This is a genomic window from Proteus penneri, assembly GCF_022369495.1.
Lineage (GTDB): Bacteria > Pseudomonadota > Gammaproteobacteria > Enterobacterales > Enterobacteriaceae > Proteus > Proteus penneri.
Window position 1 is genome coordinate 610243 of record NZ_CP059690.1, and the last position, 23674, is coordinate 633916.

General features: G+C 38.0%; 20 protein-coding genes. 3 read left to right on the forward strand and 17 right to left on the reverse strand.

From position 1 onward, the window contains the following. On the reverse strand, nucleotides 1–420 hold the full coding sequence (gene nrdI / locus H1225_RS02630; protein ID WP_006537746.1) for a class Ib ribonucleoside-diphosphate reductase assembly flavoprotein NrdI: 420 nt from the start codon (nucleotides 418–420) through the stop codon (nucleotides 1–3). An 11-nt stretch (nucleotides 421–431) separates the two neighbouring features. After that, entirely contained in the window at nucleotides 432–656 is a 225-nt protein-coding gene (gene nrdH, locus H1225_RS02635) for a glutaredoxin-like protein NrdH (RefSeq protein WP_006537745.1), read from the reverse strand. A gap of 283 nt (nucleotides 657–939) precedes the next feature. Between nrdH and H1225_RS02640 the strand changes: the two genes are divergently transcribed. Beyond that, nucleotides 940–1413 carry a methylated-DNA--[protein]-cysteine S-methyltransferase gene (locus H1225_RS02640; protein WP_006537744.1) on the forward strand — a complete coding sequence of 158 codons (474 nt, stop codon included), beginning with the start codon at nucleotides 940–942 and terminating at the stop codon, nucleotides 1411–1413. Between the two features lie 197 nt (nucleotides 1414–1610). Further along, nucleotides 1611–1820 (forward strand): transcription antiterminator/RNA stability regulator CspE, encoded by a 210-nt coding sequence (cspE, locus tag H1225_RS02645; RefSeq protein WP_023581133.1) that lies wholly within the window; start codon nucleotides 1611–1613, stop codon nucleotides 1818–1820. A gap of 60 nt (nucleotides 1821–1880) precedes the next feature. Here cspE and crcB read toward each other — a convergent pair whose 3' ends face one another. The 11 genes from crcB to rsfS all read right to left on the reverse strand — a co-directional run bounded on the left by crcB (nucleotide 1881) and on the right by rsfS (nucleotide 17295). Continuing rightward, nucleotides 1881–2255, reverse strand: a complete 375-nt coding sequence (crcB, locus tag H1225_RS02650) for a fluoride efflux transporter CrcB (RefSeq protein ID WP_006537743.1) — start codon at nucleotides 2253–2255, stop codon at nucleotides 1881–1883. Between the two features lie 13 nt (nucleotides 2256–2268). Continuing rightward, on the reverse strand, nucleotides 2269–3234 hold the full coding sequence (gene lipA / locus H1225_RS02655; protein ID WP_006537742.1) for a lipoyl synthase: 966 nt from the start codon (nucleotides 3232–3234) through the stop codon (nucleotides 2269–2271). 101 nt (nucleotides 3235–3335) lie between these two features. Further along, on the reverse strand, nucleotides 3336–3980 hold the full coding sequence (lipB, locus tag H1225_RS02660) for a lipoyl(octanoyl) transferase LipB (RefSeq protein WP_006537741.1): 645 nt from the start codon (nucleotides 3978–3980) through the stop codon (nucleotides 3336–3338). Nucleotides 3981–4242: 262 nt separating this feature from the next. After that, nucleotides 4243–10116: an inverse autotransporter beta domain-containing protein gene (locus tag H1225_RS02665; RefSeq protein WP_239739427.1), complete on the reverse strand. Its 5874-nt coding sequence runs from the start codon at nucleotides 10114–10116 to the stop codon at nucleotides 4243–4245. A 524-nt stretch (nucleotides 10117–10640) separates the two neighbouring features. Further along, a complete protein-coding gene (ybeD, locus tag H1225_RS02670) occupies nucleotides 10641–10904 on the reverse strand; it encodes a DUF493 family protein YbeD (RefSeq protein WP_036912266.1) in 264 nt (87 codons plus the stop codon). Between the two features lie 200 nt (nucleotides 10905–11104). Continuing rightward, nucleotides 11105–12316 carry a D-alanyl-D-alanine carboxypeptidase DacA gene (gene dacA, locus H1225_RS02675; protein ID WP_109400656.1) on the reverse strand — a complete coding sequence of 404 codons (1212 nt, stop codon included), beginning with the start codon at nucleotides 12314–12316 and terminating at the stop codon, nucleotides 11105–11107. A gap of 121 nt (nucleotides 12317–12437) precedes the next feature. Then, nucleotides 12438–13433, reverse strand: coding sequence for an endolytic peptidoglycan transglycosylase RlpA (gene rlpA / locus H1225_RS02680; RefSeq protein WP_115065162.1), 996 nt, complete (start codon nucleotides 13431–13433; stop codon nucleotides 12438–12440). 10 nt (nucleotides 13434–13443) lie between these two features. Then, complete coding sequence (gene mrdB, locus H1225_RS02685; RefSeq protein ID WP_006537734.1) at nucleotides 13444–14556, reverse strand: peptidoglycan glycosyltransferase MrdB; 1113 nt, start codon at nucleotides 14554–14556, stop codon at nucleotides 13444–13446. Nucleotides 14557–14561: 5 nt separating this feature from the next. Beyond that, the gene (mrdA, locus tag H1225_RS02690; RefSeq protein ID WP_006537733.1) at nucleotides 14562–16457 is read right to left on the reverse strand and encodes a peptidoglycan DD-transpeptidase MrdA; all 1896 of its coding nucleotides are present in this window, start codon (nucleotides 16455–16457) and stop codon (nucleotides 14562–14564) included. A 38-nt stretch (nucleotides 16458–16495) separates the two neighbouring features. Next, nucleotides 16496–16966 (reverse strand): 23S rRNA (pseudouridine(1915)-N(3))-methyltransferase RlmH, encoded by a 471-nt coding sequence (rlmH, locus tag H1225_RS02695; RefSeq protein ID WP_109847442.1) that lies wholly within the window; start codon nucleotides 16964–16966, stop codon nucleotides 16496–16498. A gap of 2 nt (nucleotides 16967–16968) precedes the next feature. Further along, nucleotides 16969–17295, reverse strand: coding sequence for a ribosome silencing factor (gene rsfS / locus H1225_RS02700; protein ID WP_006537732.1), 327 nt, complete (start codon nucleotides 17293–17295; stop codon nucleotides 16969–16971). A gap of 515 nt (nucleotides 17296–17810) precedes the next feature. On the opposite strand from rsfS, the gene H1225_RS02705 reads away from it, so the two are divergent. Next, nucleotides 17811–18557 carry a YbgA family protein gene (locus H1225_RS02705; protein WP_239739428.1) on the forward strand — a complete coding sequence of 249 codons (747 nt, stop codon included), beginning with the start codon at nucleotides 17811–17813 and terminating at the stop codon, nucleotides 18555–18557. Nucleotides 18558–18567: 10 nt separating this feature from the next. Here the strand turns inward: H1225_RS02705 and nadD are convergent, their stop codons facing one another. Genes nadD through leuS form a run of 4 tightly spaced genes read right to left on the reverse strand, consistent with a single transcriptional unit; the run spans nucleotide 18568 to nucleotide 23406 of the window. Beyond that, the gene (gene nadD, locus H1225_RS02710) at nucleotides 18568–19239 is read right to left on the reverse strand and encodes a nicotinate-nucleotide adenylyltransferase (protein WP_006537730.1); all 672 of its coding nucleotides are present in this window, start codon (nucleotides 19237–19239) and stop codon (nucleotides 18568–18570) included. Next, the gene (gene holA / locus H1225_RS02715) at nucleotides 19232–20266 is read right to left on the reverse strand and encodes a DNA polymerase III subunit delta (RefSeq protein ID WP_161669907.1); all 1035 of its coding nucleotides are present in this window, start codon (nucleotides 20264–20266) and stop codon (nucleotides 19232–19234) included. The genes nadD and holA overlap by 8 nt, the downstream gene beginning before the upstream one ends. Then, nucleotides 20263–20811, reverse strand: a complete 549-nt coding sequence (lptE, locus tag H1225_RS02720; RefSeq protein ID WP_072062948.1) for an LPS assembly lipoprotein LptE — start codon at nucleotides 20809–20811, stop codon at nucleotides 20263–20265. The genes holA and lptE overlap by 4 nt, the downstream gene beginning before the upstream one ends. A gap of 12 nt (nucleotides 20812–20823) precedes the next feature. Next, nucleotides 20824–23406, reverse strand: coding sequence for a leucine--tRNA ligase (gene leuS / locus H1225_RS02725; RefSeq protein ID WP_072062947.1), 2583 nt, complete (start codon nucleotides 23404–23406; stop codon nucleotides 20824–20826). Nucleotides 23407–23674 lie beyond the last annotated feature (268 nt).

Consider the following 23674-nt stretch of genomic DNA (forward strand, 5'->3'; position numbering starts at 1 on the left):
TTATCTCATGGCGCATTGGTCAGTAAGGCTTGACCAAAATGCGCTTAAACCCGTTTTTACGCGGTTTACATCTTCTGGCGTGCCTAATAATTCAAATCGATACAAAAAAGGGATTTGGCATTTTTGTGCAATGATGTCGCCAGCCAATCCATAAGCTGTACCAAAATTTGTATTTCCAGAAGCAATAACACCGCGTATTAGTTGGCGATTTTCATAAATATTTAAAAACTGAATAACCGCTTTAGGCACCGCACCTTTAGTACTGCCGCCACCGTAAGTAGGGCAAAGCAACACAAATGGCTGTGTTGCAAGCAATGTTTCATCTTCAAAAATTCTGGTCGCTTTTAAGTTGAGCTTTTGTACAAAACGATGACAGTTTTCAGAGCGACTTGAAAAATAGATCAAAGGTGCAGTTTGCATGAAATGCTCCTTTAGAGCGTGATCTGTCTGATCTTATCAGGGCAGAAACCGGACCAATGCTGGTCACCATGAACAACAACGGGAACTTGGCGATATCCCATAGAAACAATGTGAGCGAGGGCTTGCGTATCTTGGGTGAGATCAACAGCAACAAACGGAATGTTTTTCTGTTTTAAGGCGCGCTCTGTGGCACTACATTGAACGCAATTCGGTTTGGTATAGAGGATAACAGACATAAAAATAACCCTTATAAAAATATGGATGCGTCTGTTTTCACATCCATAATGGAAAGTGATTAAATACTATATATAGAGTTATTTATTTTCAACCACACAATATATGGTGATTTTGATTTTTGATAATGATTATCATTAAAATTAAATAGTTAGTGCATTAATTTTATTTTTAGATCGCTCGATTGATCAATTTTTATTAGATATACGAGTAATTAGATGATTGCTTTATCAATCAGGCATGATTTACTCTTAGTGCTACAGACAAATCAGCAGAGAAAATATTATGTACCAAGATTATCTCGATGCCCCTGTTGGCTTCCCAAAACCTTATATTTCTATTACAGCCAATGAAAAAGGGATCACTAGCCTCTATTTTGTAAATGACAAAGATGTTGCTGTGAATCCAAGCTCCGTAATTAATCAATGTATAAAACAACTCAAAGAGTATTTTGCGGGTAAACGTACCGCCTTTTCTGTGCCTTTGGCACCAGAAGGAACAGAGTTTCAAAGCCGTGTTTGGAAGACATTACAGACAATCCCTTATGGCGAAATTTGGAGTTATAAAAAATTGGCGCTTACATTAGGTTCAGTCAATTATTGCAGAGCGGTAGGAATGGCAAACTCACGCAATCCAATTTCTTTAATTATTCCTTGCCACCGAGTTATTGGTCATAACGGTAAGTTAGTCGGCTATACTGGTGGGTTAGATATTAAGCGTTGGCTACTTCAATATGAAAAAGTAGAAATTGATGAATAGTTCAGATAGTAAGTATTAAGTATTATTTCTTAAGTGAACTATGCGTTAAGGCATGGGATTTGTCTGAATATTAATCATTTAGCAGAAAAAAAATGTGAGTTTCGTGATCTAGGCTGTGGACAGGGAATCATCATTTTTGTTTTACTATAGTCAACGCAAAACGCTTGCGTTTATTTTCTATTTTAAAGGTAAACTTGATGTCTAAATTAAAAGGTAACGTTAAGTGGTTTAACGAAACTAAAGGTTTTGGTTTTATCACTCCAGAAGATGGCAGCAAAGATGTATTTGTACACTTTTCCGCTATTACATCAGAAGGCTTTAAAACCCTTGCTGAAGGTCAAAAAGTAGAGTTTGAAGTTACTGACGGCGCGAAAGGGCCATCTGCTGCAAACGTTGTCGCTATCTAATTAACGACTTCTTTGAGACAGTAAAAACCCGTTGTTTAACGGGTTTTTATATTCTGAGTATTACATTTCTCGTAGTAACCAAAACGCAAATGCGGTCATTAAAAATGAACCCGCTAAGTTAGCGCCCATCGTACTTAATGCCCATCCTATCTTTCCCTCAGTTAAGAGTGCGACAACTTCGACAGAAAAGGTTGAAAATGTTGTCAGACCGCCACAAAAACCCGTAGTTAGCATAATTTTCCAAATAGGATCAATATTGGGGGCTTTGCTAAACCAAGCGATACCAAAGGCTATAATAAAAGCACCAATACAGTTAGCAACAAAGGTGCCTGTGGCAAAATGAGGAAAAATAGAATTTAGGCGGTAGCTAATCAGCCAGCGTAATACGCTACCTAAACCACCACCTATAAATACAGCAATTGCAATATTAAGCATGAGAAATTAATTGTTATTTAACCTCAATCCCCTGAGCTTGAAGATCAGCATGATAAGACGAGCGAACAAACGGCCCACAAGCAGCGTGGGTAAAGCCCATCGCGAGTGCTTGCTCTTTCATATATTCAAACTCGTCAGGACTGACGTAACGTTGAACAGGAAGATGATGACGACTTGGCTGTAAATATTGCCCTAAAGTCAGCATCGTTACCCCATGTTTACGCAGATCACGCATAACGTCAATAATTTCTTCGTTGGTTTCCCCAAGACCGACCATTAAACCTGATTTGGTGGGAATATCAGGGTGAGCTTGCTTAAAGCGCTCTAACAAAGTCAATGACCATTGATAGTTAGCGCCTGGACGTACTTGACGATAAACACGAGGAACATTCTCTAAGTTATGGTTGAAGACATCAGGTGGGGTTTCCGTGAGGATTTCCAGTGCTTTATCCATACGACCACGGAAATCAGGAACTAATGTTTCAATACGGATGGTTGGATTTTTTGCTCGAATTGCAGCAATACAATCCGCAAAATGCTGAGCACCACCATCACGTAAATCATCACGGTCTACGGAGGTAATTACGACGTAGCGTAACCCCATATCTTTGATTGTTTGAGCGAGTTTTTCTGGCTCTTGTGGATCGGGAGCATTTGGGCGGCCATGAGCGACATCGCAGAATGGGCAACGGCGTGTACAGATTGCCCCTAAAATCATAAAGGTTGCCGTTCCATGGTTAAAGCATTCTGCAAGGTTAGGGCAAGAGGCTTCTTCACAGACCGAATGAAGACCATTTTTACGCATTGCTGCTTTGATACCCTGTATTTTACTTGAGTCAGCGGGTAGCTTTATTTTCATCCAATCAGGTTTGCGTAGCAGTTGTTCTCGTTCTGTAGCGACTGTTTTAACAGGAATAAGTGCCATTTTATCGGCGTCGCGATATTTAACTCCGCGTTCCATCTGAATAGGTTTACTCATAATTGTGCCAGTTCCAGTTATCTAGAGTGATTAACACGATGTGACTGAGGTAATCAGGGTTTTAAAAAAATATGATAAATGTTAAAAAAATTATAGCATTTTTATTGCTGTGGTTGAAATCCTAGATGTGTACAAAAATGCTTAACTAATAACGGTGCTACCTGTGTCGTTGACGTATTTGGTGCAAAATCAATTAACTGCGTCATTTTGAGATCAGAATAACCACAAGGATTTATTCGTGCAAAAGGGGATAAATCCATATCGATATTGAGCGCAAGTCCATGAAAGGAGCAACCTTTACGAATACGTAATCCTAAAGAGCAAATTTTATCACCTTTTACATAAACGCCGGGTGCATCAGCGCGAGCATAAGCTTCTACATTAAACTCTGCCAGCGTATCAATAACCGTGTTTTCAAGAGCAGTAACTAGTTGACGAACACCGATATGATTGCGTTTTAAGTCAATTAAAACATACATCACTTGCTGACCGGGACCATGATAAGTTACTTGGCCACCACGATCAGACTGAATAACAGGAATAGTTCCTGTGTTTAATAAGTGTTCAGCTTTACCTGCTTGGCCTTGGGTAAAAACCTGTTCATGTTGAACGAGCCATATTTCATCAGGTGTGTGACTTTCCCGTTTTTCCGTAAACTGATGCATAGAATCAGAAACCGGTAAATAGGGTTTCACACCTAATTGGCGAATAATGATTGTCTTGTCTTGCACCGTGAAAATCTTCATTTGTAGCGTAATTGTGAAGGGCAGTATAACGCCCCAGCAAATGAACTACCAGATTGAGATGATGATTATTGCATATCGTTTTTTTAAAAGTGTTACATGGGGTGTAATTCATTATTATGAATTCAAACGAAAATATAATTATTAGATAGTAAGCTAAATAGATCATTTTCGTTCGAATAGATAAAAGGCCTAACGTCAGTAATATACTGAAATTAGGCCTTATAAACTTTAATTTACTCTCTTACTTAATCAAAGTTACCAATTATAAATCTGTTCTACAGACAGGTTCATATTGGTGATGCCCCGCGGCATATTGAATAATACCATTTGAAAAATTGATTGAGGCAACATCGGACCCTTCAGTTGTTGATGACCAAGCTTGGAATGATCCACCACCTTTACCCCATTCAGAGAAAACAGTTCCGATACCTCTATTATTTAGTCCTAAACTTAATAAATTAGCAGGAGAGGTACTTAGGTTGTTATTTTCACACACTTTCCATGAGCTTGGAGCTGACATATTTTGACCTGCATAGAAGGTAAACCAGTAAGATGGGGTGAATGTGTAACTAAATGCAGTTCCTTTACCATCGACGATAGGAATAGCAGTAATTGTTACCGTTTTATTCGCACTCGTTGGTGTACCAGAGAGTCTTACTTCGCCATTATTTTTACCTACAGTAACCCACGGTTGATTGGATGACCAATTATAATCATTGGTACGAGTTCCATTTTTCATAACAAAATTAAATGTCGCATTGCGATATCCCGTTGTTGGGAACCCTTCATCTAATTCGAATGAATAATTTTTGGCGTTAATGTAAGCAATATCTGTTATTGGAACGACTTTATTCACAGTGACCGTTGCACTCACATTTTTCAGCATAGTTTGCTGAATAATCACATTGAATATCTCAGTCCCTACATTTTTACCTGTAAAAGTAGCTGAATAAGTACCCGTTTTACTGTTATAGGTTGTTTTACCTAGTAATCCATAAAGGTTATTTGATGATTGAGCAATACTGACATCATCAAGGTAAACTGCGGTGCCTTTATCATCTGTTATTTTAAATTCCAACGCAGATTGGTCATTAATATAAATAGAGTTTGGCGTACTGGTCAGCTGATAATTAAAATTATCTAAGGATAAATCCTTAACCTCTACCGTTGTCTTAATTGACTCATCAACATTATTGTTAATAGAGGCATTAAAATTAGCATTAGTCGCTACTGTACCAGTAAATGTAGCGGTATAAACCTTTTGGGTTTTGTTATAAGTCGTACTAGTTAATTGTCCATCATCATCATTAAGTAAGATAATTTTCGCACCTTCTACTTCAATTGGCTTATTGTTAGCATCTTTAAACGTAAGAGTTAATTGTGATGTTTTGCCTGTATAAATTGAAGCAGGTTCTGCAACTAATGATGCGCTTTCATAAGGTTTTTTGATAATAACATTTGCAGTGATATCTGAACGCAAGATGCCATTTATAGAAACATTAAATTGTGCTGTACCCAATCCAAAACTATTAAATTTAGCTTTATAGACTTTCGCCTTTGGATCAAAGCTTGTTGAGCCTAATGTCCCCAATTTGGGGGTAATCAAATTGATACTGACATTATCATTTTGGATCCTAACGGGTTCACCTGATTCATTAAATAGCGCAAGCGTTAAATCAGAAGAGTCTCCCGTAATAATGCTACTTGGATTAGGCGTTAATGTTGCTGAATTATAAGCTTGATTAACTTGAATAGATGTTTCAGCTTGGCGAACTTTCCCATTAATTGTTGCTGAGAAATTAGCCTTACCTACCTGATTACCTGTAAAAGTCGCTTTATAGGCGTTTGTTTTACTATCCCAAGATGTTTCAGTTAATGTACCTAATGCAGGTGTATCGAGTACAATAGTCGCGCTATTACCTTTTATTGGTAAACCATTTATATCTTGGAGTGTTAACGTAATTTCTGATGTACTGTTTACGATTATGACACTTGGTGACGGTGTCAAATTTGGATTATAGAATGCATCAGGACTATCTTTGACCTCGATAGAGGTACTTACGCCATCTACCTTTTTACTCTCTACATTAGCACTAAAGTTAGCAATTCCAATCTGAGTTCCTTTAAAGGTTGCCACATAGCGTTTATTGACATTATCCCATTTAGTCAGTGTTAGATTTCCTAAAGTTGGGGTATCTAATGCAATAGACACATTATCAGTTTGGAGAGAATTACCATCTGCATCTTTTAATGTAAGATAAACATCAGATGTATTGTTTAGCGTAATAGGAGATGACTCCTTATCCATACTCGCTGAGCTAAACAGAGGTTTAACCATTACGTCTGCGGTAATATCATTATAGGTTTGACCATTAATGACAGGGATAAAATCTGCTTCACCTTCTTTAGTACCTGTAAAGGTTGCCTTATAGGTCATTAAATTTGCATCATAAATAGTTTCGCTGATATTTCCTTTCGCCGTACTGTTACTATTTTGCATAATAATTTGTACGTCATTACCAGCATTGACAGGCTTCCCCTTATGATCTGTCACTTGTAGTGATAACACTGAAGTTTCTTTGATACGAATTGAGCGAGGATCTGAACCTAATTTACCTTTATATAATTCAGTTACCCTAACGCTAGCACTCGTATTACCTTTAGTATAAGGTTGATTATTAACAAAAACTTCAAAATTTGCGGTACCTACATTTTCACTTGTAAATATTGCTTTGAAAGCTTTACCATCTGGTAAAGTTTTACTGACTTGACCTAATGTTGTTGAATCAGATGCTAAACGAATTTCAACAGGATCAGTAGGGATAAATGGTTCATTGAGATCATTGTAGAAAATAACACTCAATTCTGATTTATCACTAACTGGAATGCTATTTGGTGACGCCACTAAATTAGCACCATCGATAAAATCATGCTTTAGTGGATCGACAACCACGGTTGCTGAAAGTGAATTTTGTCTCTCATTGTTAATAACGGCATAGAATGTTGCCGTATATGTTGTATTCCTTTCTGTTGGGGTATAGGTGACCTGATAGCGACCAGGGTTTAATTTATCTTCAGTGGCATCAGACACTCGTCCATTACGTGTATCTTTGATAACAATATCAATGGGAACATTGGGATGGAATAAATTACCGTATTGATCTTTGATATCTAAAGTAATGGTAGAGGTACGCCAATCGTTATCCAGGCTACGGGAATGTGGATTTTTTCCTTGCTCTTCTTTTGTTCCATAGATGTGGTTTGGATCAGACATAATACTGGCGTTATCTAAATCAACTTTAGATGAGCTATCAATCACCGAAATTTCAGCTGTGGTATTTAAGCGTACTCCTTCTAAAGTGACAAAGAATTTAGCTGTACCCACCGCAGTTGCATCAAAATTCGCAGTATATTGGGTTGAGTTAATTTTTTGAGTATTAGACAAGGTGCCGTAATTTGATGTCTCTTGTAAAATAATCGCATCATCTGTTGGTAATGGATTATTATTTTTATCTGTTAACGAAAGTCTTAATACTGTACTGTGATCCGCTTCTTTTAGATCTAATGATGATTTATCTGCAACAAGTTTTGCATTTAAATCATTCATTCCCCAGACTACAACATTTACTTTAGTATCATTGTTTTGAACATCATCAATACTAACGCCAAAAGTTGCTGTTGTCGGTTGTGTACCTGTATAGGTTGCTTGATAGACTCCAGGTTTCCCTGATACTGCGGTGGTGTTGCTCAATGAACCAATATTTGTTGTTAAAACGATTTCAACAGGTTTATCTGTGACAGGTTGGCCTTTATTATCTTGCACTTCTGCTGTGATAACAGAGGTTCTATTTTGGATAATTTGCTCAGGGGTGGCTTTTAAAGAAACAATCTTATATTTTTCTGAATGAGAAAGAATAGATGTTTCAGCTTTACTATCAGGATAAGGGGTATTTGCAACATAAGGATAGAAGGTTACTTTACCCGTTTCTGTTGCAGTAAATTGAGCTGAATAATATTTTTCAGCGGCATTATAGGTAGTCTCGGAGATAACACCGTTACCTGTTTGGTTATCTATTTTGACAATTTGGATTACTGCGTTATCAGCTTCCATTGGCTGATTATTATCATCCAATATTGTCATGATAACTTTAGATGAATCTCCAACATACATTTCATTTGCAGCAGTCAAATCAATATTTTTAAATGTAGATATTTTAACTTTCTCTTTGGTATCCGTAATAACTTCATTATTTATAGATGGTTGGAAAATAGCATCACCTACATTTTTACCAGTAAAGGTTGCAATATATTGTTTTGTTGCCGAGTCGTACGTTGTATTTGAGATCTCACCTTTATCGCTATTTATTAATAAAATATTTGCATTATCAACTTCTATTGATTGCATCTCTTTATTAAAGAAAGTGAGTCGTAATATTGTTGACTGTCCTAGCGTAATATCATTTTTATCTGCTTTTAGCGTCAGCTGATTATAAACAGGCGTCTGGTTTTCTACAGTCACTGTTGTGGAAATATCTTGATGAACGGTTTGGTTAAAATAGCCGTAAAAATGGACGATCTCAGGAGCTGTACTAATAAATTTAGCTTGATAAACTTTATCTTTTGCATTGTATTGTGTTTTAGACAATGCACCTTTAGCACTATTACTCATGATAATACTTGCATCATCAACTTCAATGGGCTCACCATCATTATTTGTAAAGCTTAAGGATACGATTGATGTATCATCGATACCTATTTTTTGTGGTGTTGCTGAGATAGCGGCTTTTTGCACTATACCACTTTTTAAAACAACAACTTTAGTCGTTTCAGATGAGGAAGCCCGACCTTTTTTATCGTATGCTGTCGCTACAATATTATAGGTATTTGTTGCCCCTTCTTGTTGATCATAATAAGGCAAATAGAGTAGATAGCTATTTTGACCTTGTTCAATAATTCTACCGCCGTGTTGAAGAAAACGGCTACCGTCAATATCAATGTAATCAAGACCCGCACTAGATTCTACACTAATGGTGACAGTCTTTTGTTCATTACTATAACCTTCTATTAAATCAGGTGTTTTTAAAGAAAGATAAGACTGCTCTTGATAATCAAATACGATATTGTTATTTCTATCAACGAAGTCATATTTACTATTTTCAAGTAAACGTAATGGTTTTATATTATTTGGATCTAATTGAGCATTAATTGGTGTACCGAATTGGTAATTAAATGAAAGACCCAATTGAGTATCATTATCACCGCTTTTACCTAATTTATGTTCAGCATTAATTGTTAATAGTGGAAAAGGAGTGTAATTAAGCCCCGCAGTGATAGCGTATGGATCTTTAGATAAGTTTGATGTGTTATTAAAAAGGTCAACGTTATCACCATAATATTGTTCAAAATTGGCTCTAAAGCCTAATTGAGGGTAAGCAGGAAGATAACTTTGTGTTCTAATATCCCAACCATTTGCGGGACGTTCATTATAACCTTTTACAATACTTGAGTCTTTCCAACCTGTTATTCTATTATAATAATTTGAACTAATTGAAAAATAATCTCGACGATATTCAAGACCAACCCCTATACGGCTATTTTTACCTGAAAAATCGTGGTCAAAATGCGTATTAAAACCATAGAGTTGAGTATTATCAAATTTACGGATACCAAAGCCTATATTACCTTGGTTTCTATCATAACTACGATGGAATGCTGTTTGATTAAATAAAAGATAATTGTCTGTTTCGTAAAAAGGAATAATGACTTTAGCTTCTGTGTTTTTTAGAGTGAAATGCTTATCTACACCTAAATTTATTTGAGCTTTACCATATTGATTAAACCAATTTTCAATTTCTCTATTAACTTTGCTATTAGCTTGATTTATTAGGTATTGTGAAGCAGCATCATGGGTGTTATCACTAGATAATATAGTCCCTAATTGACTTGTTTGCTGAGCAAGCCATCGCCCGTTATTATTTTCTGTGTTTGTTGATAATTTATTTTCTTCTACCGTAGCGGCATAAGATTGAATAGTAGGTGTTAATGATAGTGCAATAGGAAATGAAAATTGAGATGCTATTATAAAGTAAGAAAATATTTTTTTCTTACGTAATTTGTCTAGTAAAGTGTTATTCATGTCTTTCACTCAAATAAATGATGAAGAGTAGTATTCTAAATAAGCGTACTAGATTAATAGTAGAAGACAATATAACTAAATACAATTATATAGAGTAAAATTAGAGTATTTGTTTATTCTTTGTTTATTGTTTATAAGCTTAATAAGACAAAAAAAGATGATATTAATAAGTGATAATACTAATACTAATACTAATTGTTTAATAATATTAAATTTTTTATTATTTTAAACTGTAAATAATTATTATCTTCTCTTTTGTTGTTAAATTAATTAAGTGTTTTTGCTTAATTAATTAGGTGATATAACTTAGCTTATTTGAATAACTTTTTATTATTATTTATTGTTCAAAAAATATATTTATACCAAAAAAACATGAGATATCACCTAGTCCTAAACATGTGATTCTAAAAAAATGGGGTGTATTAGAAAGTTAATAAGTTAGATAAACGAGAGTGCATCTTACATGTTGAGAAAGAGAGGAAAGCGACTCTCCTCGAGAATAAATACGAGGAGAGTAAAAGAGATTATAGAACCATACGTACCAGTTCAAGTTCACCTAATTCTTTATATAACGTTTCTACTTGGTCGATATGAGTGGCGTTGATGGTAATAGAAACAGAGTGGTAATTACCTTTGCTACTTGGTTTCACTGAAGGAGTGTAATCACCAGGAGCATGGCGTTGAATGACTTCAACAACTTGATCCACTAATTCTGGTTTTGCATGACCCATCACTTTATAAGTGAAAGAACATGGGAACTCTAACAGCTCGTTTAATTTTGTTTTCATCATAATGTAATTCCTTAAGACAACAGGTGCTGTTGTTTTAATAATTTATTTCTATACCTAATCTTAGCAAATAAAAAGCGCATTCCCTACATAATAAGGAATGCGATACTAGTCATTAGGGTAAATATGGTAATGGTAAATGTGTTTATGCCAATATCTATATGTAAGTTATATGTGGTTACATTTACCTTTTTCAAGTCTTAGCCAAACCAGTGTGAGAATAATAATTTGATGTAATCGATAATACGACTAAAGAAGCCACCTTCTTTTACTTCATTCATCACAACAAGCGGGCGCTGCTCAATAACTTGTCCATCAAGTTGGAAATTAATTGTTCCTACAACTTGGTTTTTAGTGACTGGTGCATGTAATTCTACATTATCAAGAACATAGCTTGCTTTTAAATCTTTTAAACGACCACGAGGAATAGTTAAATAAACATCTTTATCTACCCCTAATTGTACTTTATCTGTTTCACCATACCAGATAGGCTCTGCCGCAAATTCTTTACCCACTTGCAATGGTTTTACGGTTTCAAAGAAACGAAAACCCCAAGTAAGTAGTTTTTTACTTTCGACATCACGACCTTTAGGTGAGTGACCGCCCATAACTGCAGAAATTAAACGCATATTGCCTTCAGTTGCAGAGGCGACAAGATTATAGCCTGCGGATGCAGTATGACCTGTTTTAATACCATCAACGTTTAAACTGGTATCCCACAACAAGCCATTTCGGTTAGTTTGGCGGATATTGTTGTAAGTGTACTCTTTTTCTTTATAGATGGCATATTCATCCGGTACATCGCGAATTAATGCAGCACCGATTAGTGCCATATCACGTGCTGTGCTGTATTGTCCTGGGGCATCAAGGCCATGAACGGTTTGGAACTGTGTATTTTGTAAACCTAGACGCTTAACGTAATCGTTCATCATAGCCACAAATGTATCTTGGCTTCCTGCAACATAAGAGGCCATTGCGACACAAGCATCATTACCTGATTGTAAGTTAATACCACGTGTTAACTGTGCAACTGTAACTTGATCACCTGGTTTTAAGAACATTAAAGAAGAGCCGCGAAAAATAGGATTGCCCGTTGCCCATGCTTCTTCACCAATGGGTACAATATCGCTATTAGATATTTTACCAGCACGAATAGATTGACCAATAACATAGCTGGTCATCATCTTGGTTAAACTTGCAGGATCACGGCGAACATCAGCATTCATTTCAGCCAATACTTTCCCAGAATTATAATCAATCAGAATATAAGATTCGGCTTCGATACTAGGAACAGCGGGTATCATTGTTTTTAGGGAATCTTCGGCAATACCTTGATGACTGACTGTGAGTAAAGCAAACGTGGCACTTAATAAGCTGGTTCTTAGTCGTTTTGCTGGGAGTATCTGTTTCATTCTGTTTGTTTTATCCAAAATTCAGGGAAAAATAGGAACCGATAAATAAAATATCAGCAAATCCGGATGATTCTACGCTTGAATTTGCTGATATAAAAAGAATTTTACGTAACATTATCTTTTATTGGGTAATAATAAACCCAGTGATATTTTTAACTTGTTTTAGCTTGTTTTTTATCGTTTCGGCTTGCTCTTTAGATGAATAAGGGCCGAGTTGCACTTTATATAATCCATCTGTTTTATTTATCACACCTTGTGTGTTAAATAATGACGATAAATCATTGAGCAAAAACTGTGCATTATTTTCGTTACTTAGAGCACTGACTTGGACATAAAAACCTTGCGCTATGGAGTTTGCCGATAATACTGGTTTTGACGCTTTTGTTTCCGTCTCTGCTGGCGTTGGAACTAGCACTGGAGTTGGTGTTTTTGCTGGAACTGGAGTTGGCGCAGGTGACTCAACTGGCATATTGTTGTTGGTAGGCGTTGATGTTGTTAATGGCGCAGGCGCAGCTGGTTGAGCATTAAAATTAGGGCGCTCAGGTAATGCCGTTGTTTTCTTTTCTATTTGCGCACCATGCGTACCAATACCGCTCATATGGCCAGTTTGATCAACAACAATCCCTTCAATAAGTAATGGGGTTGTCGGCATTAAACGTAAGCTATCAGAAACCGCTGGAGTGACTTGAATTTGTTTTCCATTAACGTAAGGGCCACGGTCGTTAATACGTACAACCATTGTGCGCCCATTGAGTAAGTTTGTAATTTTTACATAACTTGGAATGGGTAATGTAGGATGTGCAGCCGCAAATTCATAGGGATTGACACGTTCACCAATAGTCGTTAAACGACTCATCGCTAAGCTATCATAAACAATAGCCTCTCCTCGCTCACTAAAGTTTGCAGGATCAGTCACAATACGATAGATCACACCATTTTTTCGGTAATCTTGATTTGCTGTTGGGTGATAAGGCTCGTAACGAGGTTCAGCACCAAGAACACGTTGAGCTGGCACATTGGGTAATGGTGCAGGCTGTTTATTCGTGTTCGGCTTATCAACAACACATCCTGAAAGTAGCAATGCACTGATACCTACCAAAACCCATTGCAGACGCATAGAAACCTCATTATAAACTTTTCGATAATAGTTTTCGGTGTGTATGAATAGACATAACAATGCCAAATCCTGCCATTAAGACAATTAGGGCCGAGCCTCCATAACTCATTAGCGGTAACGGAACACCGACAACAGGAAGAATACCACTCACCATTCCTATGTTGACAAAGACATAGACAAAGAAGATTAGCATTAATCCGCCAATCATTACTCTGCCAAATGTATTTTGTGCTTTCGTTGCAAGGTAAAGGCCTCGCGCAATTAAGAGTATATAAAGAGCTAGCAGTATCAAAACACCAATTAATCCGAGTTCTTCAGCCAATACAGCAAAAATAAAGTCTGTATGGCGCTCAGGTAAGAATTCTAATTGAGATTGCGTGCCTTGTAACCATCCTTTTCCATGTAATCCGCCAGAACCAATGGCAATTTTAGATTGGATAATATGATATCCGGCGCCGAGTGGATCAGATTCAGGGTCAAGTAGCATCATTACCCTAGCTTGTTGGTAATCATGCATAAGGAAAAACCAGAGTATGGGGATAAAAGCAGCAACAAGAACTATGGCTACAGTGATAAGGCGCCAACTCATTCCTGCAAGAAAAAGAACAAATAAACCCGATGCGGCAACAAGAATAGAGGTTCCTAAGTCAGGCTGTGCTGCGACTAATAAAGTTGGCACAAAAATAATGACTAAAGCAATAGCAGTATTACGCAATGTCGGAGGGCACACATCGCGATTCATAAATCGAGCGACCATTAAAGGCACGGCTATTTTAGCGATTTCTGAAGGCTGAAAACGCACAATGCCTAAATCTAGCCAACGTTGAGCCCCTTTACTGATTTGACCAAAGACATCAACAAGAATAAGTAAAATAACACAGAAGAAATAGAGATGAGGAGCCCAGCTTTCATAGACTCGTGGTGGGATTTGAGCCATGACTATCATGATCATAAAACCCATTGCAATCTGCCCTAACTTACGTTGCATCATTTCTGGATCTTGTCCACTGGCACTCCACATAATAAATGCGCTGTATCCTAATAAAGCAATAATACAGAGCAAGAATAAAGGGTCGATATGGATCCGTGTCCAGAAGGATTTTTTCTTGTTATTTTCAGTCATAAGTATTATTCCTCTGAACCACGCGGTGCGGGTGGAGAAGCTGGCAATACTGTGTTGTTATCACCAAGGAGAATGTGGTCAAGAATTTGTCTTGTAATATCACCAACAGAAGGGCCAGCACCACCATTTTCTAGGATAATAGAGATGGCTATGGTTGGGTTATCGTAAGGCGCAAAGGCAATCATCAATTTGTGGTCACGAAGATGTTCAGCCAATTGGCTTGCATTGTAGGTTTCGTAACTAAACACCTGTGCTGTTCCTGATTTTGCAGCTACTTTATAAGGTGCATCAGCAAAACTTCGGCGGCCTGTACCATTTGGGAAGTTAGCCACACCATACATACCGTGTTTTGCTAATTCCCAATAACCTGAGTTGATATCACCAATTTGGCGTGTTTCCTTATCAACATAAGGCAACATTTCATTGCCAAGTTTTGTACCATAAAGCAGGTGAGGAGTTTTAACTTGGCCGTCATTAATTAATGTCATTAAAGCTTTCGCCATTTGAATGGGCGTTGCTGTCCAATAGCCTTGTCCAATTCCTACAGGGATCGTGTCACCTTGATACCAAGGTTTTTTATAACGTTGCTGTTTCCATTCACGTGTTGGCATGATCCCATTACGCTCTTCAGATAAATCAATACCTGTATATTCACCATAACCAAAGCGACTCATCCAAGTTGATATGCGATCAATCCCCATATCATAAGCAACTTGGTAGAAGAAGGTATCCGCAGATTCTACGATAGATTTTGTCACATTAAGTTTTCCATGTCCCCAACGTTTCCAATCTCGATAACGTTTTTCAGAACCAGGAAGTTGCCACCAACCGGGATCATGAATTGTTGTATTGGCTGTGATTACACCTTCGCTTAATGCCGCAACAGACATAAATGGTTTCACGGTTGATGCTGGCGGATAAAGACCTTGGGTTGTACGGTTGATCAGTGGCCTATCTGGGTTATTTAGTAACCCTTGATAATCGGTATTCGAAATTCCACCGACAAATAAGTTAGGATCATAACTAGGGTTTGATACAAGCGCTAAAATTTCACCATTGCGAGGGTCGGTTACTACAACCGCGGCTCGGCTTGTGGTGAGTAATTCTTCAATATAGGTTTGCAGTTCAAGGTCGATGGTAAGATAGATATCTTTACCGGCTTGTGGAGGCTGCTCGTGTAATTGGCGAATAACTCGACCACGGCTATTAACTTCAACTTCCTCATAGCCCGTTGTGCCATGTAAAACAGACTCATAATAACGTTCGATGCCTAACTTGCCGATATCGTGAGTCGCTGCATAGTTAGGTGATAAACCTTCTTTATCAAGGCGTTCAACATCTTTATCGTTAATTTTCGCAACATAACCAATCACATGCGTTAATGCTGAGCCATAAGGATAATAACGACGCTGATAACCTTTAATTTCTAAACCAGGATAGCGGTATTGGTTGATTGCGAAACGGGCGACTTGTACTTGGCTTAATGTTGTTTTTAAGGCAATAGAGCTAAATCGGCGTGAGCGTTTGCGCTCTTTTTCGAATGCAGCAATATCTTCATCAGTTAAGTCAACAATATCTCTTAAACTTTCAAGTGTTTCTTGTAAGTTTGCTACCTTTTCAGGCACAACTTCTAATTGATAGATAGTACGATTGAGCGCAAGAGGGATACCATTGCGGTCGTAAATAATGCCTCTGCTGGGCGCAATCGGTACTAATTTAATTCGGTTATCATTTGAACGTGTTTGATAATCGTCATGGCGAGTGATTTGTAAGTGATTGAGGTTAAAAACCAAAACACCACTCAATATAATAATTACTGAAAATGCGACAATCACACGACGGATAAATAGCTTTGATTCCGCAGTATAATCTCGAAACGGGGTACGTTTTTTTCTTTTCATCCCATTTGACTTCACTTACTGACCCGCCAATTTATTGATTATTCACGATGATAAGGATGGTTTGTGGTAATGCTCCATGCTCGATAAAGGCTTTCTGCAACCACGACACGAACAAGGGGATGTGGCATGGTTAAAGGAGATAAAGACCAGCTTTGTTCAGCCGCAGTTTTACAAGCAGGTGCTAATCCTTCAGGGCCGCCAATGAGTAAGCTGACATTTCTACCATCAAGCTTCCATCGATCAAGTTGTTCTGCAAGTTTTGGCGTATCCCAGCGAGCGCCAGGAATATCGAGAGTGACGATACGATTCCCTTTACCTACTGCAGCTAACATTTGTTCACCTTCTTTTTCGAGAATACGTTTGATATCTGCATTCTTTCCACGCTTGCCTGCGGGGATCTCGATAAGTTCTAAAGGCATATCTTTGGGGAATCGATTAAGATAATCCATAAAGCCGGTCTGTATCCAGTCCGGCATTTTTGTACCAACGGCAATGAGCTGTAATTTCAAACTCAGCTCCAGAGTTTTTCTAGTTCATACATACGGCGACTATCTTCTTGCATGACGTGTACCATGGCTTCACCAAGATCAACGACAATCCAGTCAGAAACGCCTTGTCCTTCAACACCTAACGGTTGTAATCCCGCTTCGCGGCAATCATCAACGAGGTTATCTGCAACAGACATCAGGTGTCTGCTTGATGTACCCGTACAAATAATCATGTAATCAGTTACACTTGATTTTCCGCGGACATCTAATGCAATAATGTCTTGAGCTTTAGAATCTTCAAGTTTATCAATAATAAATTGCTGTAATTCAGAACCTTGCAAAAGGATCACCTTTAATCTAATGAGTTAATTCAACCGAAAAATAACATACTCGTGATACTTTAAGTTGCAGCGTTGTTGACTACATTTATTCGCACTAGTTATATACTTGGGTATATTCCTAGCGACTTACTTCAATTGTTGTCTAACTGCGCCTCAAATTATTTAGAATATGAATGCTATTTTAAAGGAATTTATACCAATAAATCTATTTTACTGGATGATTAATTCCAGTTAGCAATAACAAGAACATAAATCTCATTTTCTTGTTTTTCGACGTTTGATTTAGAAAAATTCATATATGTCCATTAACTGCGTCATAATAAATAACAAAAAGAAGGCAGATAAGAACTTTTCCATTTAGACGACAGTTTTACCTTACAGTTCCCTTAAGGGAACAGAGGGTGAGAATAACAGCTAAACCTCGTCTGTCAATGCTCATCAAACACCTAATTAGGTGTGTTTTACTTTGTTGTGTTCAGATTATACGGTGTAATGCTCAGACTTTTTAATTGGAGAGAAAAAGAATGGAAAGAAAAGTGAATTATCTCGGGATATCTTCAGAAATTATGAGTAACACCAATCACCAATTGCAAGAAAAGTTAGCTTTGCTTTGCGATACTGTTCAGGCAGAAAAGATAGGCATTATGCAGATAGAGGCTCAAAATAGAGATAACCTGTTGCCACTTTATGGTTATATTGGAAAAAAAGGAGACAGCCTTATCTCACCCGTGAATTTTACTTTACCTCAATTAAATATTGACCAACTTTTACAGCCTATTGTTTTTGATCATTTTCTTACCCAATTTTTCACACTGTTTGATTACCAACAACAGGTTAATCAATCATTAACTAAAGGGGCTTTAGTTAAATTTCATAGCCGATACAAATATTTAATTATGGCTTATTCACTAGCAGCTTATCGAGAATTGGGGCGTGATATTGCTAATTTTTCTGATGCCATTCCCCTTGAAGAAGTTGCATCGAAATATCTGGAAAAGCTAATGAAGGCATTCAGTGTTGCAGCGAATAGAGAAGGGCAAACTAATGCGTTAATGCATATGGCAGGGTATTTTAAGCGAAATCTAAACTCACAACAAAAACAAGAACTGGCACAGACAATTTTGCTATATCGTCAAGGTGTTGTGCCTTTTTCCAAGCCTTATAATTTACTTCAATATTGGCTAAGTGTTTATCCTGATGATTATTTGATTCATCAACGCTACTTCTCACTTTATCCGCAAGCTTTTGATTATCTCAGAGAACAACTTTAGAAATAATAAATTATTTATAGAGTTGGTGTTGGCGGATATAGTTTTCAACCGCATTTGGTAGTAAATCGTGGCAGTCTAATCCCGCTTTATGACGAGCCCGAATATCTGTTGCTGAAATATTATAAAGAGGTGTATCGGCCAGAAAAATTTTGCCAGAAGGTAAGCAATGAATATCTTCTTGCTGTTTTGTCTGATGCTGAGTTAGCCAAGTTTGCATTTGGGCTGACTCGAAATGAGTTTGATAACCAGGGCGAGCACAAACTAACAAATGGCATACATCTAATAGTTCATCCCACTGATGCCATGTATTAATTGAAAGTAATGAATCTTGGCCAATAATAAATGCTAAAGGTTGTTTATTACCAATTTCTTGTCTGAAGTCTCTTAATGTCTCAATAGTATAAGAAGGTGTTGGCTTCTCAAGTTCACGGGTATCCACTTTAAATGAGGAATAGGGTTCAAGAGCAAGTCGCACCATCTCAAGTCGTTGTTGAGAAGATGCCTCCGGTTGAGGGCGATGAGGGGGAATATTATTGGGTAGCCATACCACTTCTTTTAAGCCAATTAATCCTGAAAGTGCTTCAACAGGACGTAAATGCCCATAATGAATTGGATCAAATGTGCCACCGTATAAGGCGATAGCTTGATTAATTAAAGGTGTAGGATCATTATTTTTAGGCATGATTTACAAATCCTTCTGGTAATGCTTTCCCACAAAGCAATAAGCCTAACGCGTTAAGAGATGGCCAAACAGTTTGACCATAATCTTGTTTGATGGTCATTTCGATACTGGCTAATAACCGTATTGCCGTTAGCAATTGATGCTCGGATAAACGCTGTAGTGCTGCTGTGAATATTGGGCGCCTGTTTTGCCAAATTCGATGCTTATCAAAAATCGTTTTTAACGAAGCTGTTTTAGATTCACGATGTAGTGTAATCAACTGCATTAACTCACGTTGTAAAGTTCTAAGTAAAATAACAGGTTCAGAATCTTCTCTTTTGAGTTGTTGCAAGATATGCCATGCACGTTGTGTTTTTCCTGTCAGTAATGCATCAACCCAGTGATAAGGGGTAAAATGTGACGCGTCATTAACGGCCGCTTCTACTCTAGGTAATGTCAATTTACCGTCAGGATAAAGTAGGGAAAGACGCTCTATCGCTTGTGCTAATGCGAGCAAATTACCTTCATAGCAGTAGCAAAGTAGTTGGTTACCTTGTTCATCCAGCGCTAATCCTTTTTGTTTTGCTCGACGAGCAACCCAATTAGGTAATTTATCAAGTTCAGGTGTCAGACAAGAAATATACGTTCCATTCTGGCTTAATGTTTTAAACCATTCACTGTTTTCTTGAGCCTTAGTGAGTTTATTGCCACGTAAAATCAACAATAAATCTTGATGTAACTCTTGAGATAACCTTGTGAGTTTCTCTGACATGGCTGCATTGGGGCCATTTTCAGGTAAATGCAGCAAAAGAGATTGCCTTTGAGAAAAAAGGCTTAGCGATTGACAAAGTGAGTAAATTTCATTCCAGTCCGTATTATTATCAAGAGTAAATTGATAGTGTTCAATAAATCCTTGGGCTTTAGCAACAGATTGGATGGCATCTTGAGACTCTTGGAGTAACAGAGGTTCATTACCCCAGAGTAGATAACTTTGGCGCAGCCCCTCTTGGAGCTGCGCATTCAGTTGTTCTGGATATAAGCGGATCATTTGGCCGGAGAGATTATCTGTTTTGCTTGCTCAGCTTGTGCAGCTTTTTGGCGTTCAGCATTGTGAACAACCAATAATTTACGCACTAATATTGCTGTCGCTTGTTCACGCATCTCTTGCTTGATAATGTCATTTTCAGCATCTTTTGCGAGTGCTTCTAATGGGTTATCGAAGAATGGGCGTGAAACCTGTGATGAAATTGGGTAAATCGTTCCATCAGGCATAATCACTTGCGCATCTAGCACAAATGTTAGCTGACGTTCTGCTGATTTACCGTCTTGATACACAGAAACGGTCTCTGTACTCTCTGACGAACCGACAATTTTGAGAATAGGGATATCTGCTGTTGGATTTTCAACAAGCTGAACATCACTAAGTCTGAGTTGTTGACGCATTACACGAGATAATGGGCCATAAGGGTCACCAGAGCTAAGATAAAGCGTTTTTAATTCTGCTGGAACCTGAGTTTTCCCTTGTAAGTGAAAACCGCAGCCAGCGGTGATTAACACCGCTAAACCGAAAAATAGCGAAAATAGATATCGCACTAGGCCTCCTTATCAGCCAACAACGATGTTCAGTAATTTTCCTGGAACATAAATGACTTTACGAATAGTCACATCTTCCAAGTATTTAGCAACACTGTACTCTTTTGTCGCCATTTCCTGAACATATTCTTTTTCTGAATTAGCCGGAACAGTGACTCGACCACGCACTTTACCATTCACTTGAACGATTATTAGCTTGGTGTCATCGATCATTGCTTCTTCATCAGCAACCGGCCATGGTGCAACATCAACGTCCTCTTTTCCACCTAATGCCTGCCACATAACAAAACAAGCGTGAGGAATGATTGGAGAAAGCATACGAACGATGGCTTCTAATGCTTCTTGCATTAATGCACGATCTTGCTCTGTATCTTGACTTGCACGAGTTAATTTATTCATTAACTCCATAATGGCTGCAATCGCGGTGTTAAAGGCTAAACGACGACCTACGTCATCAGATACTTTTGCAATTGTTTTATGTAAGTCACGACGCAAATCTTTTTGTTCTTCTGTCAGAGCAGAAAGATCAAGTGACTGTGTCGCTCCTTTTTGTGTATGTTCATGAACTAAACGCCATAAACGACGTAAGAAACGATTTGCACCTTCAACACTAGACTCTTGCCATTCAAGTGTTAATTCTGGTGGAGCGGCAAACATCATAAATAAACGGACGGTATCTGCGCCATAACGTTCAACCATCGTTTGTGGGTCAATACCGTTATTTTTAGATTTAGACATTTTGCTCATGCCAGCATAAGTCAGCTCATGTCCTTCACTGTCAGTCGCTTTTATGATGCGGTTTTTCTCATCACGTTCAACGATAGCTTCAGCAGGAGATACCCAATGACGAGCACCATCTTCACCGGTGTAATAGAACGCATCCGCTAATACCATACCTTGACACAGTAAACGTTTTGCTGGTTCATCAGAGTTCACTAAACCGGCATCACGCATCAGTTTATGGAAGAAGCGGAAATACATTAAGTGCATGATGGCGTGTTCAATACCACCAATATACCAGTCAACAGGTAACCAATAGTTAGCTGCTTTTGGATCTAACATGCCTTTATCGTAATCAGGGCAGGTATAACGAGCGTAATACCAAGATGATTCCATAAAGGTGTCAAAAGTATCTGTTTCACGCAGTGCTGGCTGACCATTAATGGTGGTTTTTGCCCACTCAGGATCAGCTTTAATTGGACTGGTTATCCCATCCATTTTTACATCTTCTGGCAGGATAACGGGCAGTTGATCTTCAGGAACAGGAACAACTGTACCGTCTTCTAAGGTAGCCATTGGAATTGGTGCGCCCCAGTAACGTTGACGAGAAACACCCCAGTCACGTAAACGGTAGTTAACTTTACGTTCACCAACACCCATTTGTGCTAGTTTATCTGCAATTGCGTTAAAGCCAGCTTGGTTGTCTAATCCAGAGAATTCACCAGAGTTAATCAGGCTATTTTTCTCGGTTAATGCGCCTTCAGATAAGTCAGGTTGATTACCTTCAGCATCCGCAATAACAGCTTTAATTGGTAAATTGTATTTAGTTGCAAATTCCCAGTCACGTTCATCATGACCTGGAACCGCCATTACAGCACCTGTGCCGTATTCCATTAATACAAAGTTAGCAACCCAAATAGCTACTTTCTCTTTAGTTAATGGATGGATAGCATAAAGACCCGTTGCAATCCCTTTTTTCTCCATTGTTGCCATATCGGCTTCTGCCATTTTCATGTTACGGCATTCATCAATGAAGTGCTGAACTTCAGGGTTATTTTGAGCAGCTTTTTGCGCTAATGGGTGACCTGCTGCAACTGCAACATAAGTGACGCCCATAAATGTATCAGGACGCGTTGTATAAACGGTCATTGTGTCGTCGCTATCGGCCACATCAAATTTAATTTCGACACCTTCTGAACGACCAATCCAGTTACGTTGCATGGTCTTAACTTGTTCTGGCCACTCATCTAACGTATCTAAATCGTTTAACAGTTCTTCTGCGTAATCGGTAATTTTGATAAACCACTGTGGAATTTCTTTACGTTCTACAGGGGTATCACAACGCCAACAACAGCCGTCAATAACTTGTTCGTTAGCTAATACGGTTAAGTCATGTGGGCACCAGTTAACGGCGGAGGTCTTTTTATACACTAAGCCTTTTTCATATAACTTAGTAAAGAACCACTGTTCCCAACGATAATATTCTGGTGTACAAGTAGTGACTTCACGATCCCAATCGTAACCAAAACCCAGTTTTTTTAACTGGTTTTTCATGTAATTGATATTTTCGTAAGTCCACGGCGCTGGCGCGGTATTATTTTTTACAGCGGCACCTTCTGCAGGTAAGCCAAATGCATCCCAACCAATAGGTTGTAAGACGTTTTTACCTTGCATTCGTTGATAACGGGAAATCACGTCACCAATGGTGTAGTTACGGACGTGTCCCATGTGTAGTCGGCCAGAAGGATAAGGTAGCATTGACAGGCAGTAATATTTTTCTTTGTTATTATCTTCTGTCACTTTAAATGTGTTGTTCTTTTCCCAGTGTTCCTGGATAGTTTGCTCTATATCTTCGGGACGATATTGTTCTTGCATGGCACCGATAATCCTATGGTGAATTAATGGCTACCGGAGGGTAACCGCTATTATGAAATTAAGACTTGCATAGCATAGCTGATTTTGTCTAATAGCCACAACTATTGATCTTAATGAAAGCCACTGTTTGCATAACTTTTTCAAGACAATTGCGAGATATCTTGAAAAGAGTTAAACCAAAAAGAGAATAAATGCGTATTTTCTGAAAAAATAATTTTGATATTGCGAGAAAATAAGTTTTTTTGATATTTAGTTGCGAGGTTAATCG

What these genes read in the sequence shown, in the direction of transcription:
- nrdI (WP_006537746.1), bottom strand. Translation starts at nt 420, where the DNA reads ATGCAAACTGCACCTTTGATCTATTTTTCAAGTCGCTCTGAAAACTGT.
- nrdH (WP_006537745.1), bottom strand. Translation starts at nt 656, where the DNA reads ATGTCTGTTATCCTCTATACCAAACCGAATTGCGTTCAATGTAGTGCC.
- H1225_RS02640 (WP_006537744.1), top strand. Translation starts at nt 940, where the DNA reads ATGTACCAAGATTATCTCGATGCCCCTGTTGGCTTCCCAAAACCTTAT.
- cspE (WP_023581133.1), top strand. Translation starts at nt 1,611, where the DNA reads ATGTCTAAATTAAAAGGTAACGTTAAGTGGTTTAACGAAACTAAAGGT.
- crcB (WP_006537743.1), bottom strand. Translation starts at nt 2,255, where the DNA reads ATGCTTAATATTGCAATTGCTGTATTTATAGGTGGTGGTTTAGGTAGC.
- lipA (WP_006537742.1), bottom strand. Translation starts at nt 3,234, where the DNA reads ATGAGTAAACCTATTCAGATGGAACGCGGAGTTAAATATCGCGACGCC.
- lipB (WP_006537741.1), bottom strand. Translation starts at nt 3,980, where the DNA reads ATGAAGATTTTCACGGTGCAAGACAAGACAATCATTATTCGCCAATTA.
- H1225_RS02665 (WP_239739427.1), bottom strand. Translation starts at nt 10,116, where the DNA reads ATGAATAACACTTTACTAGACAAATTACGTAAGAAAAAAATATTTTCT.
- ybeD (WP_036912266.1), bottom strand. Translation starts at nt 10,904, where the DNA reads ATGAAAACAAAATTAAACGAGCTGTTAGAGTTCCCATGTTCTTTCACT.
- dacA (WP_109400656.1), bottom strand. Translation starts at nt 12,316, where the DNA reads ATGAAACAGATACTCCCAGCAAAACGACTAAGAACCAGCTTATTAAGT.
- rlpA (WP_115065162.1), bottom strand. Translation starts at nt 13,433, where the DNA reads ATGCGTCTGCAATGGGTTTTGGTAGGTATCAGTGCATTGCTACTTTCA.
- mrdB (WP_006537734.1), bottom strand. Translation starts at nt 14,556, where the DNA reads ATGACTGAAAATAACAAGAAAAAATCCTTCTGGACACGGATCCATATC.
- mrdA (WP_006537733.1), bottom strand. Translation starts at nt 16,457, where the DNA reads ATGAAAAGAAAAAAACGTACCCCGTTTCGAGATTATACTGCGGAATCA.
- H1225_RS02705 (WP_239739428.1), top strand. Translation starts at nt 17,811, where the DNA reads ATGGAAAGAAAAGTGAATTATCTCGGGATATCTTCAGAAATTATGAGT.
- nadD (WP_006537730.1), bottom strand. Translation starts at nt 19,239, where the DNA reads ATGCCTAAAAATAATGATCCTACACCTTTAATTAATCAAGCTATCGCC.
- holA (WP_161669907.1), bottom strand. Translation starts at nt 20,266, where the DNA reads ATGATCCGCTTATATCCAGAACAACTGAATGCGCAGCTCCAAGAGGGG.
- leuS (WP_072062947.1), bottom strand. Translation starts at nt 23,406, where the DNA reads ATGCAAGAACAATATCGTCCCGAAGATATAGAGCAAACTATCCAGGAA.